General features: G+C 75.0%; 10 protein-coding genes. 9 read left to right on the top strand and 1 reads right to left on the bottom strand.

Annotated features, from left to right (window positions below; all coding sequences use genetic code 11):
* Window position 1 precedes the first annotated feature (1 nt).
* Genes GA0074704_RS27805 through thiC form a run of 4 tightly spaced genes read left to right on the top strand, consistent with a single transcriptional unit; the run spans window position 2 to window position 3961 of the window.
* Window positions 2-772, top strand: coding sequence for a thiazole synthase (locus tag GA0074704_RS27805; protein ID WP_172880823.1), 771 nt, complete (start codon window positions 2-4; stop codon window positions 770-772).
* On the top strand, window positions 769-1575 hold the full coding sequence (locus GA0074704_RS27800) for a thiamine phosphate synthase (RefSeq protein ID WP_088973218.1): 807 nt from the start codon (window positions 769-771) through the stop codon (window positions 1573-1575). The genes GA0074704_RS27805 and GA0074704_RS27800 overlap by 4 nt, the downstream gene beginning before the upstream one ends.
* Window positions 1572-2360, top strand: coding sequence for a bifunctional hydroxymethylpyrimidine kinase/phosphomethylpyrimidine kinase (gene thiD, locus GA0074704_RS27795; protein WP_088973217.1), 789 nt, complete (start codon window positions 1572-1574; stop codon window positions 2358-2360). The genes GA0074704_RS27800 and thiD overlap by 4 nt, the downstream gene beginning before the upstream one ends.
* Window positions 2361-2377: 17 nt before the next feature.
* Window positions 2378-3961, top strand: a complete 1584-nt coding sequence (gene thiC / locus GA0074704_RS27790) for a phosphomethylpyrimidine synthase ThiC (RefSeq protein WP_088973216.1) — start codon at window positions 2378-2380, stop codon at window positions 3959-3961.
* Window positions 3962-3999: 38 nt separating this feature from the next.
* Here the strand turns inward: thiC and GA0074704_RS27785 are convergent, their stop codons facing one another.
* Window positions 4000-6729: a hypothetical protein gene (locus GA0074704_RS27785; protein WP_088973215.1), complete on the bottom strand. Its 2730-nt coding sequence runs from the start codon at window positions 6727-6729 to the stop codon at window positions 4000-4002.
* Between the two features lie 768 nt (window positions 6730-7497).
* Here GA0074704_RS27785 and GA0074704_RS27780 point away from each other — a divergent pair.
* The 5 genes from GA0074704_RS27780 to GA0074704_RS27760 all read left to right on the top strand — a co-directional run bounded on the left by GA0074704_RS27780 (window position 7498) and on the right by GA0074704_RS27760 (window position 13466).
* A complete protein-coding gene (locus tag GA0074704_RS27780) occupies window positions 7498-10884 on the top strand; it encodes a sensor histidine kinase (RefSeq protein WP_088973214.1) in 3387 nt (1128 codons plus the stop codon).
* The gene (locus GA0074704_RS27775; RefSeq protein WP_088973213.1) at window positions 10881-11288 is read left to right on the top strand and encodes a roadblock/LC7 domain-containing protein; all 408 of its coding nucleotides are present in this window, start codon (window positions 10881-10883) and stop codon (window positions 11286-11288) included. The genes GA0074704_RS27780 and GA0074704_RS27775 overlap by 4 nt, the downstream gene beginning before the upstream one ends.
* Before the next feature lie 55 nt (window positions 11289-11343).
* Entirely contained in the window at window positions 11344-11709 is a 366-nt protein-coding gene (locus GA0074704_RS27770; RefSeq protein WP_088973212.1) for a DUF742 domain-containing protein, read from the top strand.
* Window positions 11690-12316 (top strand): GTP-binding protein, encoded by a 627-nt coding sequence (locus GA0074704_RS27765; RefSeq protein WP_088973211.1) that lies wholly within the window; start codon window positions 11690-11692, stop codon window positions 12314-12316. Before GA0074704_RS27770 ends, GA0074704_RS27765 begins: the two co-directional genes overlap by 20 nt.
* Window positions 12317-12497: 181 nt before the next feature.
* Complete coding sequence (locus tag GA0074704_RS27760) at window positions 12498-13466, top strand: ferritin family protein (RefSeq protein WP_088973210.1); 969 nt, start codon at window positions 12498-12500, stop codon at window positions 13464-13466.
* Window positions 13467-13469 lie beyond the last annotated feature (3 nt).

Here is a 13469-nt window from a genome sequence, read left to right as displayed (position 1 = left end):
GATGTCCCTGGAGATCGGCGGCGTGACCCTCGGGTCGCGGCTCATCCTCGGCACCGGCGGCGCCGCCAACCTGCACGTGCTGGAACAGGCGATCCGCGCCTCCGGCACCGAGCTGGTCACCCTCGCCCTGCGCCGGGTCGACACCGGCCCGGTGGCCGGCGGTGGGCTGCTCGACCTGCTCGACCGGTGCGGGGTGCGGCTGCTGCCGAACACGGCCGGCTGCCACACCGCCGTCGAGGCGGTGAAGACCGCGCACCTGGCCCGGGAGGCGTTCGACACCGACTGGGTGAAGCTGGAGGTGATCGGCGACGAGCGCACCCTGCTGCCCGACGGGGTGGAGCTGCTGCGGGCGGCGGAGGAGCTGGTCGCGGACGGGTTCACCGTGCTGCCGTACACGTCCGACGACCCGGTCCTGGCCCGGCGGCTGGCCGACGTGGGCTGCGTCGCCGTGATGCCGGCCGGCGCCCCGATCGGCTCCGGTCTGGGCGTGGGCAACCCGCACCACATCCGGCTGATCCGGCAGGTCGTCGACGTGCCGGTGATCCTGGACGCGGGAATCGGCACCGCCTCCGACGCGGCGCTCGCCATGGAGCTGGGCTGCGACGCGGTGCTGCTGGCCAGCGCGGTCACCCGGGCCGCCGACCCGGTGGCGATGGCCACCGCGATGCGGTACGCCGTCGAGGCCGGCCGGCTCGCGTACGGGGCGGGCCGGATCGCCCGGCGCTTCCACGCCCTCGCCTCCACCCCCGACGAGGGGCGGCCCGAGCTGTGACCCGGCCTGCGCCGCCGACCGCCGGCGTCGTGGTGCTCACCGACCGGTGGCAGGCGCGTCGGCCGCTGGTCGAGGTGATCGCCGCAGCGGTGGCCGGGGGAGTGCGCTCGGTGGTGCTGCGGGAGAAGGACCTGCCCCGCGCCGAACGGGCCGCCCTCGCCGCCGACCTCCGGGCCGTCCTCACCGGGGCCGGCGGCACGCTGATCGTCGCCGGGCCGGACCCGCTCGGCGGTGACGCCGTCCACCTGCCCGCCGCCGGGCCCTATCCGCCTCCCCAACACACCCTGGTCGGCCGCTCCTGCCACGACGCGGCGGAACTCGACCGGCTCACCAGCGAGGACTACGTGACGCTCTCGCCGGTCCACCCGACCCGCACCAAACCGGGGTACGGCCCGCCGCTGGGCGTCGACGGGTTGCGCCGGCTGGTGGCGATCAGCCCGGTCCCGGTCCTCGCGCTGGGCGGCATCGAAACCCCCGACCAGGTCCGCGACTGCGTCACGGCCGGCGCGGCCGGTGTCGCCGTCCTCGGCGCGATCATGCGCGCCCCCGACCCCACCCACACCGCCGCCACCCTGACCCAAGCCTTCACCAGCGCCCGCGCCCTCCCCACGGACCGCGCGGTCACCACGCTGGGCAGAGCTTCCCCCGAGGCGGCCACCCCCCTGCCGTCAACCCCGCACCCGTCGACGGAGCCCCCCACGACGGGGCTGCGGCCGACCGTGCCCACGCAGGGATCAAGCCTGACCGCCCGGAGTGGGCACGGTCGGCCGCAGCCCCAAAGCGCAACCAAGGAAGAAAAGTGACGCCGCAGACAGTCCTCACCATCGCCGGATCCGACTCCGGAGCGGGCGCCGGCATCCAGGCCGACCTGAAGACGTTCGCCGCGCTCGGCGCGTACGGCACCAGCGTCCTGACCGCCGTCACCGCGCAGAACACCCGGGGCGTCGACGCCGTCCTTCCGCTGCCGCCGCAGACCGTCACCGACCAGCTCGACAGCGTCCTCGGCGACTTCGCCGTACGCGCGGTGAAGACCGGCATGCTCGGCACCCCGGCGGTCGCCGACGCGGTGGCCGCGGCGGCCCGGGACGGCCGGCTGCCCCGGCTGGTCGTCGATCCGGTGCTGGTGGCCACCAGCGGACACCGGCTCGGCGTGGTGGACGCGGTCGAGCGGCTGCTGCCGTACGCGGAGGTGGCGACGCCGAACTGCGCGGAGGCCGCGGCCCTCACCGGAAGCCCGGTGACCACGGTCGAGGAGATGGTCGCGGCGGCCGAGGCCCTCGCCGCGGGCGGCCCGGCGCACGTGGTGGTGACCGGCGGCGACGTGGACGCGGCCGGCGAGTCGGTCGACGTGCTGGTCTCCGGCGGCGCGACCACGCTGCTGCGGGCACCTCGGGTGCCCACCCGGCACAACCACGGCACCGGCTGTTCGTTCTCGGCGGCGATCGCCGTCGGGTTGGCGGCGGGCGACCCGGTGTCGGTCGCGGTGGCCGCCGCCAAGGAGTACGTCACCCGGGCGCTGACCGGCGCGCGGGGTTGGGAGCTGGGTGCGGGACGCGGCCCGCTGGACCACTTCGGCTGGTCCCGTTGACCATCAGGGAGGCTGTCATGCAGGCACGTCGCAAGGTCTACGTCGAGGGGTCCCGGCCGGACGTCCGGGTGCCGTTCGCCGAGGTGGAGCTGACCGGGGACAACCCGCCGCTGCGCCTCTACGACACCTCCGGCCCGGGCTCCGACCCGGAGGTGGGGCTGCCCGCGCTGCGCGGGCCGTGGATCGCCGAGCGCGGTGACGTGGCACCGGTACGCGGTGCCGGCACCCCGCTGGCCGGGGAGCGCCCGACCCAGCTCGCGTACGCGCGGGCCGGGGTGGTCACCCCGGAGATGGAGTTCGTGGCGATCCGGGAGGGCGTCGCGCCGGAGTTCGTCCGGGACGAGATCGCGGCCGGGCGGGCGGTGCTGCCGCTCAACGTCAACCACCCGGAGTGCGAGCCGGCGATCATCGGCAAGGCGTTCCTGGTGAAGGTGAACGCCAACATCGGCACCTCGGCCGTCACCTCCTCGGTCGCCGAGGAGGTGGAGAAGCTGACCTGGGCGACCCGGTGGGGCGCGGACACCGTGATGGACCTGTCGACCGGGAAGCGGATCCACGAGACCCGCGAGGCGATCGTGCGCAACTCGCCGGTGCCGATCGGCACGGTCCCGATCTACCAGGCGCTGGAGAAGGTCGGCGGGGACCCGGTGGAGCTGAGCTGGGAGGTGTTCCGGGAGACGGTGATCGAGCAGGCCGAGCAGGGCGTGGACTACATGACGGTGCACGCCGGGGTGCTGCTGCCGTACGTGCCGCTCGCGGTGGACCGGGTGACCGGGATCGTCTCCCGGGGCGGCTCGATCATGGCCGCCTGGTGCCTGGCGCACCACGAGGAGAACTTCCTCTACACCAACTTCCGGGAACTCTGCGCGATCCTGGCCCGCTACGACGTCACCTTCTCGCTCGGTGACGGGCTGCGGCCCGGCTCGATCGCCGACGCCAACGACGAGGCGCAGTTCGCCGAGCTGCGTACCCTCGGCGAGCTGACCAGGGTGGCCTGGGAGTACGACGTCCAGGTGATGATCGAGGGCCCGGGACACGTGCCGATGCACAAGATCAAGGAGAACGTGGACCTCCAGCAGGAGTGGTGCCACGAGGCCCCGTTCTACACCCTCGGCCCGCTGACCACGGACATCGCGCCCGCGTACGACCACATCACCTCGGCGATCGGCGCCGCGATGATCGGCATGTTCGGCACCGCGATGCTCTGCTACGTCACGCCCAAGGAGCACCTGGGGCTGCCGGACCGGGACGACGTGAAGGCCGGGGTGATCGCGTACAAGATCGCGGCACACGCCGCGGACCTGGCCAAGGGGCACCCCGGCGCGCAGGCGTGGGACGACGCGCTGTCGAAGGCGCGGTTCGAGTTCCGCTGGGAGGACCAGTTCAACCTCTCACTGGACCCGGAGACCGCGCGGTCGTACCACGACGCCACGCTGCCCGCCGCGCCGGCGAAGACGGCGCACTTCTGCTCGATGTGCGGGCCGAAGTTCTGCTCCATGAAGATCACCCAGGAGCTGAAGGAGTACGCGGCGCGCGGGATGAAGGACAAGTCCGAGGAGTTTCTCTCCTCCGGCGGCCGGGTGTACCTGCCGCTGGCCTGACCGCCCGGGCCGTGCGTCCGGCACCCGGCCCGGGGCGGTCAGTCGCGGTGGTGCCGGCCGGTGGAGCGCAGTGACCGGCGCTCGGAGCCGCCGGACTCGGCCTCTGGCGTCGGCTTGGCCAGCCCGGTGACCCAGTCGACGTACTCCTCGTCCTTGGCCGGCAGCGGTTCGTCCGCCGGCGGGACGGCGGCGGGCTCGGCGGGCCGGGGCCGGTTGCGCCGGAACAGGCCCCGCTTCTGGCGCGGCCTCTCGGCGGCCGGCTCGGCGGTCGCCGGCTCGGTCTTCTCCGCCGGACCCTCGGCCTGGCGGGGGACCGACGGCTCCTCGCCGGCGGGTCGGGCCGCGACGCCCGGGGCCGCGGCCTCGGGTGCGGTCCGCCGGAAACCGTTGCCGAACGCGTCCCAGTTGCCCGCCCGGTCCAGGTCGGGCAGCGGCGCCCGGTGGCGGGGACGGGGGGCCGGCGCGTCGCCCGACGGCTCGGTGCGCTCCACGCGCGCGCCCCGGTCGGCGGCGGGCGGCAGTGTTGCGGGCGTGGGCGTGACCGGCCAGGCCGGCACCGGTACCGGCCGCCCCGCGCCCTGCCCGGTGAGGCCGGAGAAGGCGACCGTGGGTGACGCCGGGGCCGGCGCCGTGGTGTCCGGGCCGACCGGCTCGGGGCCGGGCTGACCGGCGGCCTCCCGGGCCGGGTCGGTGTCGCCCGAGGCCGGGACCGTCGGGCTCGGTGTGGCCGCGCCGCCGGCCGGTCCGGCCGCCGCGCCGGCCCGCGAGCCGCGCGGCCGCTTCGGGCGGGTGGCGGCCACCGGCGCAGCCTCGGGTACGGCGGGAACCGTCTCCGGCTTGGTCGCGGCGGAGGCGGACGCGTCGACCTCGGTGCTCCGGCTGGTCGCGCTGGCGGCGGTGCCCTGGCTGGACGCGGTGGCGGTGGCGCCCTCGTTGGTCGCGTCGGCGGGAACGTCCTGGCTGGTCGCAACCGGGCCGGTGGCGTCCGAGACGGCTGCCGGTGGCGTGGCGGGGCCGGCCGCGGTGCGTCCGGCCGTCCTGGCGCCCTTGCGGGGCCGCCCGGTCGGGACCGGCGGCGTCGCCTTGGGAAGCTCCTTGCGCGGAGCAGCAGTGGTGGGAGCCGCCCCCGGCACGTCGTCCGGGCCCGCGGCGTCCCCGCCGGAGTCACCCGCGGTGGTGACGTCCGCCGTCGGGTCGCTCGGGGGGCCGGTACGTCCCGACGGGCCGGCGAGGGCCGGTTCGGCGGCCGTTGCCGCCGGGGTCGTCGTGCCGTCGGCCACCTCGGTACGCGCCCCGGTGGCCCGCGTCGTGCGGTCGGACCGGCGGCGGGCGGGGCTGGAACGCCGGGTGCTCGCGGGTGCGGCCGCCGTCCCGGCGGCAGAGGTCTGCGGGCTGGTCGGCTGCCCGTCGGTCGTCGCGTCGGGCTCGGTGCCGCCAACGCCGGTCACGGCCGGGGTCAGTGCCTCCGCCCGCGCACCGGCCGGTTCGTCGGCGTCACCGGGCAGGCCGGTAGCCGGGGCGGTCGGTGTCGAGGACGGGTCGGTCGTGTCCGCCGCCGGTGGGTGCGCGCCGCCCGGGGCGTTCCGCTGTCCGTCGGCCGGGGCGGTGGAGCCCTCGACCGCGGTCGGGCCGGGGGTGGCCGGCGCGTCGAGGGCCAGGTGGGCGGCGGTCGGACCGGCGGCGGTGGTGACCGGACGTGCGCCCGGCGTAGCGGTCTGCGTGTCCGTCGCCGGCCAGTCCCAGTGCGGCGGTGTGGCCCCGGGGACCGGCCGGGCGGACTCGAACAGGTCGGTGGCGGCCGGGCCGGATGCCGGAGCCCGGGTGGCCACGGTCTCGGCGGCCGGGAGCCCCGCCCCGGTGGGCAACGGGCGGAGGATGTCGGTCGGTTCCAGGGTGTCCTGACGCGTACCGGCGGTGGAGAGGAGCGGCCAGCGCAGGAGGGTGGCGGCGGTCGAACCGAGCACCCCGGCGGCGACCGCGATGAGGGCTCCGTAGTAGGGGGCGAGCTGGTAGCGGTCGACGGTCTCACCGGGGCCGGCCGACAGGTAGGCGAACGCCACCAGCACCGGCCCGGCCGCTCCGCTGCCGCCACTGACCAGCGGTGGCTCTCCCCGCCAGCGGGCCAGCGCGCCGGTGGCCGCGCCGCCGAGCAGCGCCACCGCCGGCAGGATCAGCATGGCCAGCCGCTCGGCCGCGTCGGGCGCGAGCCAGGACGGTTCGAGCACGCCGAGGCGTACGGTGGGCAGCGGGCCGCTGCCGGCCAGCGACGGCGCGACGGAGACCACGGCGAGCAACCAGACGGCGGCGGCGACCAGCGCCACGTTCCAGCCCAGTGGCGGACGGACGAGCACGGCCAGGGCCGCGGCCGCGCCGGCCACCGCGCCGAGCACCGCGCAGATGCCGACGGCCCAGACCGGGTCCACGGTGAGCAGGTCGGCGGCCCGGGCGGGCTGCATGCACAGCGGGGCGACGACGGTCGAGCCGAGTGCCGCGGCACCGGCGACGGCGAGCTGCTGGGCGGTCTCGGCGGGTGGGCCGTCCCGGCGGGCGAGGCGCTCGGTGACGACCGCCCCGGTCACCGCCGCGATCGCCGCGAACCAGCCCACCCAGACCAGCTGCGCCGGCCACCGGTTGACCGAGCCGTCCGTGAACGCGCCGGTCAGCCGGACGATGCCGAAACCGTACGCGATGCCGAGCTGGCCCGCCCCGGCCAGCACGCTCGCCCCGAGCGCCGTGAGCAGCGGTCTGCCCCACGTCCGATTGGCCATGTCGCGCACGTTACGGGCCGGTGCGCCCGATCGCCACCTTGGCACCGCGCGGCGCGGCGACCGGGCTCCAGCTGCGGCTATCCGGCCGCGTCGGAGAGGCTCGCCGGGTCGGGTCTCCGACACTGCGCCGTCGGGGACCGGGTCGGCTCCGTCCGGTGGCCCGAGCGGTACGACGGCGACCGTCGGATGCCTTGGGTAGTGACCAATGCCGATCCTTTGCGGACTCGGTGATGATTGGCCATTCATCGATGCGAGGCGTCCCGGCGGCCGCTATTTCGCGGACTCGCCGCCCTTCGGCGGAATGGCGCACCGGGGTCCGCCCGGAGGGCGTCGCCGCCCCGTCGGGCCCTCCGGCGGCTCGCCGTGCGGGCGCCCCTACTCGCGCCCGCTCGGCGACGCAGATCCTGAGTGGAGGATCACTCAACGGTGGCGTACCGTGTGGCCGGAGCCGGTCGGCCCTCGAAATACCCCGCCACATGGCGGGATGGCCGTCCCGCATCGTGGGGATACTCACTGTTAACAAATGCTCACCTTGAATAAGCGGGTGACCACTCTGGAGTTACATGCCCTGTTCAGGGACTCGGGAAGATGGCGGTATTCGGTGACCGGATCACGCGTTCAATGCCGACCGACCGTTTTCGGCCTCACCGCCGCTTCCCAAACAGGATCTTGTCTGATGAAATCGCGGCCGTGCCGCGCGTGGCGGTGTCCGCTGGACCAGGCACGGGTCAGCGGGTCGGGCGCGGATGAAACGACGGAGGCGATGTCGTGAGCACCGGACCTTCCACCCTGCCCGAAAGCGGTGGCCCCGGCCAGCTCAGCCGTCGTCGCGGGCTGCCCCGGCTGCGCGACGCCCGGATCCGGACGAAGCTGGCGCTGATCCTCGTCGTGCCGATCGCCGCGGTGATCGCGCTCGCCACGGTCCGCCTGGTGACCGTCGCGGCCGGCGCCGAGGACGCCACCCGGATCCGGTCGATGACCGCGATCTCCATCGACGTCTCCCGGCTGGCCGAGGACCTGCACGCCGAGCGGATGGCCGCCGTCACCTTTCTCGCCGACCAGCGCAGCAGCCCGGACGAGTACCGCAGGCTCTTCCGGGCGACCGACGAGCGGATCACCACGTACCGGACCGGACGCGAGGGGCTCGACGAGCCGCCCGCAGCCGTCCGGGACCTGCTCGCCGAGATCGACAAGCGGTTGGACACGCTGCCCGACGTCCGGCGGCAGGCGCTCGGCCGGCAGCAGTCGGCGGCCGGTGACGCGACCGAGCGGTACGCCGACGTGCTCGGCGAACTGAGCCGGTACGGCGACGCGCTGGCCCAGGCCGCCCCCGAGGAGAGCGGCGCCGAGAGCCGGCGAGCGGTGGCGGCGTACGGGCGGGCCCGGGCCGCGGTGGCCGAACAGGAGGCGGTCGCCTTCTCCGCACTGTCCCGGGGCCGGCTGACCGAGGCCGACTACTTCGCCTTCGTGTCGACCCTGGCCCAGCGCAACGACGCTCAGCTCACCTTCTCCGAGGCCGCCGACCAGGCGCAGCGCGACATCGTCTCCCGCACGGTGACCGGCGACCCGGTCCGTCGCGCCGACCAGGTCGCCGCCGACATCAGCCGCTCGATCGGCAAGCGGCCCGTGGCCCAGGCGGCCGACGCCGCCACCGCGATCGGCGCCGTCGACGCCCTGATGCGCAAGGCCGAGGTGGAGCTCCAGGACCGGCTGCTGGCCGACGCCGAGAGCGCCCGGGTCGACGCCACCCGGCAGGCCGCCGTCGAGTCGGTGCTGGTGCTGGTCAGCCTCCTCGTCGCGATCACCCTCGCGGTGGTGCTCGCCCGGTCGCTGAACTTCTCGCTGCGGCGACTGCGGGAGGGTGCCCTCGCGGTGGCGAACCACGACCTGCCCGAGGCGGTGAGCCGCCTGCAGAGCATGGGCAGCGTCGGCGAGGGTGAGGTCGAGGAGATCGTCCGCGAGGTACGCGACCCGATCCAGATCACCAACCGGGACGAGGTCGGCCAGGTCGCCCTCGCCTTCAACGTGGTGCACCGGGAGGCGGTCCGGGTCGCGGCCGAGCAGGCCGCGCTGCGTACCAGCGTCTCGACCATGTTCCTCAACCTGGCCCGCCGCAGCCAGACCCTGGTCGACCGGATGATCGGCGAACTGGACGCCATCGAGCGCGCCGAGGAGGACCCGAAGCGGCTCGCGCAGCTCTTCGAACTCGACCACCTGGCGACCCGGATGCGCCGCAACGACGAGAACCTGCTGGTGCTCGCCGGCGCCGACACCGGCTCACCCCGGCGCGACGACGCCCTCCTCGTGGACGTGCTGCGGGCCGCGCAGTCCGAGGTGGAGCAGTACAACCGGATCGAGTTCGGCAGCATCGACACGGACATCTCGATCGTGGCCAACGCGGTCAACGACGTGGTCCGGCTCGTGGCCGAGCTGCTCGACAACGCGACCCGGTTCTCCCCGCCGAACACCACCGTGCTCGCCGACGCCCGGCGGATCCGGGACTACGTGCTGATCCAGGTGGAGGACCGGGGTCTCGGGCTGAGCGACGAGCAGCTGGACTCGCTCAACCGCCGGCTGGCCGCCCCGCCGACCGTCGACGTCTCCGCGTTCCGGCTGATGGGTCTCGCCGTGGTGAGCCGGCTCGCCGGCCGGTACGGCATCCGGGTCGAGCTGCGGCGCAACGCCGACGGCGGCACGGTGGCACAGGTGACCCTGCCGAACGCCACGGTGGTGCTGCCGGCCGACCCCGGTCCGGAGCCGCTGCCGACCCGTAACCGGCCGTCGCTGGCCGCCGAGCCCGGCCCGTACGCCTCGGCAGGGCTCGGCGAGGCACCGGTCGCCGGCCGTACCGCGACGCTCTCCGACGCCTGGCGCACCTCGGTGCCGGCGCCGGCGGTCTGGCAGGGCCCGGCCGACGCGCGCGAACTCGCCTCCGACGTGCGGGTCGGTGGCACCGGCCCGGTGTCGGCCGCGCCCTTCTCCGCGCAGCCGGTGTCGGCGCAGCCGATGTCGGGTGCCCCGGTCTCGGCGCAGCCGATGTCCGCGGCGCCGTTCTCGGCGCAGCCCATGTCGGGTGCCCCGGTCTCGGCCCAGCCGATGTCCGCCGCGCCGTTCTCCGGGCCGCCGATGTCGGGGGCGCCGGTCTCCGCCGCGCCGTTCTCCGCGCCGTCGATGTCCGCTGCTCCGGTCTCGGCTCAGCCGGCGGCCCCGGACTCCGGCGCGTCGTTGTTCACCCCGAGCGCGGGGGCGTCGGGGGCGCTGCCCCGCCGGGGTGCGGCCGAGCCGCTGCTGTCCGGCGGTCCGACCGCCGGTCCGGCGCCGGTGGCCGCGACGTCGCCGCCCCCGGTCCCACTGCCGCCCGTCGCGCCGCCGCCGTTCCCGGTCGCCCCGCCGGCGCCGCCGGCGGTCGCCGCCTCCGCCGCACCGCTGATCGCCCGCCCGGACCGGCCGGCCGACTCGCCGATCTTCCGGGAGATGGAGGCGGTCTGGTTCCGGTCCCACGGCAACGACGCCACGGCCATCTTCACCCGGCCGCGCTTCGACGAGGAGCCGCCGGCCCTGCCGCAGCGGGAACCGGTCCCGGCGCCGCCGGTGGCCGCCGCGCCGCCGGTCGTACCCGCGCCGCCGGTGGCCGCCGCGCCGCCGGTCGCACCCGCGCCGCCTCCGCCGCCGTACGTCCCGCCCGCCGCGGCCCCGCCCGCCGCCGTCCCGGTGGCCCCGGCCGAGCCGTCGACGCCCGCGCCGTCGCCGGTCGGGCCGGCAGCGTCGGTGTCCGAGGGCCTGTCGGTGTCCGCTCCGCCCGCCTACTCGGCGCCGGAGCCGGCGGTGAACGCCGAGGAACCGGTCGCGGCGTCCGCATCCGAGCCGCTGGTCGAGCCGGACGCCTGGCGTACGGCGGCCGACGACGGCTGGACCCGGGCGTCGAAGGCGGCGGCTCCCGCCGCCGCCGGCACCACCCGGTCGGGGCTGCCCAAGCGGGTACCCCAGGCGCAACTGGTGCCCGGCGGCATCGAGGAGAAGGGTGGCCGGGACCGCACCCGGCGCACCCCCGACGAGGTACGCGGCCTGTTGTCGGCCTACCACCGTGGCGTGCAGCGCGGTCGGACGGCCGGGGCGGAACTGAACAGCACCCCCACCAAGGAGACGACTCGATGAACAGGCCCGCAGCGATGCAGGACATGGGTTGGCTGCTCACCAACTTCGCCGACAGCGTCGCGGGTATCGCGCACGTGGTGGCGGTCTCCGCGGACGGGCTGCTGCTGGCCTCGTCCCGGGACCTGCCGCAGGACCGTGCCGACCAGCTCGCCGCCATCACCTCCGGCGTGGTGAGCCTGACCGAGGGCGCGGCCCGGATGTTCAGCGCCGGCGGCGTGCTCCAGACGGTGATCGAGATGGACAGCGGCTACCTGTTCCTCATGTCGATCAGCGACGGCTCGTCGATGGCGGTGCTCGCCGCCCGCAGCTGCGACGTGGGTCAGGTCGGGTACGAGATGGCGTTGCTGGTGGAACGGGTCGGCGCCGCGCTGGTGCCGCTGCCCCGCGACGCGGTGCGCTCGTAGCGGGACGGGTTGATCCGGCGCCGACAGGCTCCGGTCGGGAGGAGGTGATCGCGAGATGGACCAGCGGCGTGAAGACCCGCGGGGCGCGCTGGTGCGGCCGTACGCGGTCACCCGGGGCCGTACCGAGGCTCGGATGGACATCGCGATCGAGGCGGTGCTGAGCGCCAGCCCCACCTCGGTCGTCGAGTCGCGCTTCGCCGGGCACGACAAGCACCGCATCGCCACGGTCTGCGAGGGCCGGGCGCAGTCGCTGGCGGAGATCGCCGCGTACACCCGGATGCCGTTGGGGGTCACCCGGGTGCTGGTCGCCGACATGGTGGCCGAGGGCCTGCTGACGTTACACACTGCCGCTCCGGCCGAGGGGTTCGAGGAGCGGATGGAGATCCTTGGAAGGGTGCTAAGTGGACTTCGCAGGCTATGACCCCGCCCCCGCGGCCGGTCGGAACCGGGGAATCGTCTCCGCGAAGATCGTGATCGCGGGCGGCTTCGGCGTGGGCAAGACGACCCTGGTCGGCGCGATCTCCGAGATCACCCCGCTGACCACCGAGGCCCTGATGACCTCCGCCGGCATCGGCATCGACGACCCGTCGAAGGTGCCCGGCAAGGAGACCACCACGGTCGCCATGGACTTCGGCCGGATCACCATGGCGCAGGACCTGATCCTGTACCTCTTCGGTACGCCCGGGCAGACCCGCTTCTGGTTCATGTGGGACGAGATCATCCGAGGCGCGGTGGGCGCCGCCGTGCTGGTCGACACCCGCCGGATCGCCGACGCGTTCGCCGCGCTGGACTACTTCGAGAACCGGAACCTGCCGTACGTGGTGGCGCTCAACCACTTCGACGGCGCCCCGCAGTACGAGCTGGACGAGGTGCGGGAGGCCCTGGCGATCTCCCCCGACGTTCCCCTGGTGATGATCGACGCCCGGCGGCGGGAGTCGGTGAAGCAGGTGCTGGTGACCGTGGTCGAGCACGCCATGATGCGGCTGCAGTCCGAGCAGGGCCGCGGCTTTCCGGCGCCGGTCGGCTGACCCGGAGCCAGCGCCGCAGCCGCCCTCGGGGGCGGCAACCTCCGGAGTGGAGGGGACGGCGCGCGTTCGTTCCACGGCTTCGTTTTATGCCCCGTGACCTGCGAAAACGTACAATCGCTCCCGACCTTGTCACGCAGAGTGAAGGTTTCTCCGCTCTGCGTCATGACCGGAGGGGGAACTCATGAGGACAGTCAGAGCGGCCGTCGCCGCGGTGGCGAGCACCGTGCTGGGGGTGGGCCTGGTCCAGGCGCCCGCGTGGGCCGAGGTGGCGAACGACACGACCCGGGCCAACACGCTGACGGCCATGCGTGGAGAGGCGTTCGCCCACGCCAGCTATCTGGCGTACGGAGCGGAGGCGGCCCGCAACGGCCACGCCGACATCGCCGACCTCTTCGTCGCCACCGGCGGCACCGAGCTGGGCGAGCACTTCACCGAGGAGGCCGCCCTGATCGGCTTCGTCGGTGCGGACGCGGCCAACCTGCGCACGTCGATCGCGGGCGAGTGGCACGAGGCCACCGTGGTCTACCCGCGGTACGCCCAACAGGCCCGCCGGGACCGTTGCCCGCAGGCCGTGCGGCTGTTCCGGGAGCTGGCGGCCGACGAGGCGACCCACGCAGCCCAGTTCCGCCTCGCCCTGTACGCGATCACCCACCCGGGCTCCGGCGTACGGGTTCCGGTCGGCACGCCGGTCCCGCCGGTGCCCACCGTGGCCGGTACCCCGGTCTGCTCCGGGGCGACGCAGGACAACCTGGAGGCGACGTTGCGCGGCGAGGCGTTCGCCAACGCGAGCTACACCCTCTACGCCGAGCACGCCCGCAGCGGTGGCCGGCTGCGGCTGGCCCGGCTCTGGGAGAACACCGCCGGCCAGGAACTCGGCGAGCACTTCGCCGAGACGGCCACGCTGGCAGGGCTGGTCCGCGCCGACGCCGAGAACCTGCGCAAGGCGATCGACGGCGAGACGTACGAGGCGAGCACCATGTACCCGTCGTTCGCCCGGCAGGCGGCCTCGGTGGGTGAAGACGAGGCGGCGGACCTGTTCGCCGAGATCGCGCACGACGAGGCGGGTCACGCCTCGGCGTTCCTGTTCGCCCTGGTCGACCTGGAGCTGGGCGGGGTCGGCGGGGACCGGGCCGCCGCCCGGCGCGGCTGAGCC

This window comes from Micromonospora siamensis (assembly GCF_900090305.1).
GTDB lineage: Bacteria > Actinomycetota > Actinomycetes > Mycobacteriales > Micromonosporaceae > Micromonospora > Micromonospora siamensis.
The sequence above is the reverse complement of the archived record's forward strand: the minus strand, read 5'-3'. Positions and strand labels throughout refer to the sequence as shown.

Excerpts from the sequence above, each read along its gene's own strand:
- GA0074704_RS27805 (WP_172880823.1), top strand. The coding sequence starts at position 2 with ATGTCCCTGGAGATCGGCGGCGTGACCCTCGGGTCGCGGCTCATCCTC.
- thiC (WP_088973216.1), top strand. The coding sequence starts at position 2,378 with ATGCAGGCACGTCGCAAGGTCTACGTCGAGGGGTCCCGGCCGGACGTC.
- GA0074704_RS27785 (WP_088973215.1), bottom strand. The coding sequence starts at position 6,729 with ATGGCCAATCGGACGTGGGGCAGACCGCTGCTCACGGCGCTCGGGGCG.
- GA0074704_RS27775 (WP_088973213.1), top strand. The coding sequence starts at position 10,881 with ATGAACAGGCCCGCAGCGATGCAGGACATGGGTTGGCTGCTCACCAAC.
- GA0074704_RS27770 (WP_088973212.1), top strand. The coding sequence starts at position 11,344 with ATGGACCAGCGGCGTGAAGACCCGCGGGGCGCGCTGGTGCGGCCGTAC.
- GA0074704_RS27760 (WP_088973210.1), top strand. The coding sequence starts at position 12,498 with ATGAGGACAGTCAGAGCGGCCGTCGCCGCGGTGGCGAGCACCGTGCTG.